The organism is Winogradskyella ouciana (genome assembly GCF_009709615.1).
Lineage (GTDB): Bacteria > Bacteroidota > Bacteroidia > Flavobacteriales > Flavobacteriaceae > Winogradskyella > Winogradskyella ouciana.
The window spans coordinates 1-435 of sequence record NZ_WJYA01000027.1 but is presented as its reverse complement, the minus strand read 5'-3'; the positions used below and the strand labels follow the sequence as shown (position 1 = coordinate 435).

General features: G+C 52.6%; 1 pseudogene. It reads left to right on the top strand.

What is annotated here, in order from left to right:
- Window positions 1-435 (top strand): annotated as a pseudogene (locus tag F1003_RS16600) (hypothetical protein); the annotation flags it as partial.

Sequence of the window (435 nt, the reverse complement as noted above, 5' to 3'; positions counted from 1 at the left end):
GCACGTTCGACAACCAGCAGGACGGCTCGATCTGTTTTGCGGTGGCACCGTTGACCCTTCAGGTGAACCCTTTGCCACAGTTCGATCTAGATGACAGTTATGTACTATGTATCAATACCAATGGTACGGAGATACTGGATGTACCGGTACTGGACACAGGCCTATCGGACACGGACTATAGCTTTGAGTGGAGCTACAACGGCACGGTATTGCCAGGGGAGACAGGATCGACGCTGACGCCGACCCAGGGAGGGACCTATAGCGTAACGGTGACCGATACGAGCACATCAACGGCAACGAGCTGTACCAATACCGATAGCGCAGAGGTAATAGAGAGCGAACCGCCAATGCTGACCGGCGAAGTGGTAACACAAGCTTTTGGGAATAATAACGTTATAGAGGCAGTGGCAACCGGAATCGGCGACTATGAGTACA